Source organism: Microcystis aeruginosa NIES-4325 (assembly GCF_008974145.1).
Lineage (GTDB): Bacteria > Cyanobacteriota > Cyanobacteriia > Cyanobacteriales > Microcystaceae > Microcystis > Microcystis aeruginosa_G.
Genome location: NZ_BJKP01000100.1, coordinates 1 through 855, shown reverse-complemented (window position 1 = coordinate 855; position 855 = coordinate 1). Strand labels below are relative to the sequence as shown.

Annotated in this window: 1 protein-coding gene; it reads left to right on the top strand. The window is 37.4% G+C overall.

What is annotated here, in order from left to right; translation table 11 throughout:
- A partial coding sequence (locus MiAbW_RS19140) for a transposase (protein ID WP_151697354.1) occupies positions 1–825 on the top strand: 825 nt, incomplete at its 5' end.
- Between the last annotated feature and the right edge of the window lie 30 nt (positions 826–855).

The window sequence follows — 855 nt, the reverse complement described above, 5'->3', positions numbered from 1 at the left end:
ATTGGTCAACAACTGGGATATATTCAAAGAAACTTAGGTTATATAGACCAACTAATTGAATTAGGAGCCTCCTTAACTTGTTTAAGTAAAAGACAATATAAACTGCTATTAGTCATTGAAGAAGTCTCTCGTCAACAACGGGAGATGTGGTCAGAGAAAAAAACAAGGGTTGACCAGAGAATCGTCAGTTTAAGTCAACCTCATGTACGTCCTATCGTCAGAGGCAAAGCTGGAAAACCGACGGAATTTGGCGCAAAGCTCTCGGTGTCTTGTGTAGATAATTATGTATTTTTACACCGTTTGTCTTGGGAAAACTTTAATGAATCTCAAGATTTGAAAGCGCAAGGAGAAAACTTTAAAGAGACTTATGGTTGTTATCCCGAATCCGTTCATGTCGATAAAATTTATCGAACCAGAGAAAACTTGGCATGGTGTAAGGAAAGAGGGATAAGATTAAGTGGATTACCATTGGGAATACCACCGAAAAATCGAAGCGCTGAAATAAAAAAACAAGCTCAAGAGGACGAGAGTTTTCGCAATGCAATAGAAGGGAAATTCGGACAAGCTAAGAGAAGATTTGGTTTAAATCTGTGCATGACAAAACTACCTGAAACTTCAGAAACGTCCATTGCTCTTACCTTTTTGGTTGTCAATCTTTCCCTACTGCTTTGGCAGTTTTTTGGGCTTTTTTTGTCTTTCTTGATTTTGGGGCGAACAAAAGAACTAAGATGTCGGCAACGCTTTAATAAAAATTATGTTAAAAGTGATTTTACTCAAGTAAAACTTATCACTTGGGCGACAAATTATTGGCACTCAATAGCATAATTCTTTGAGCGACTTTTTCAGCAAACCCTA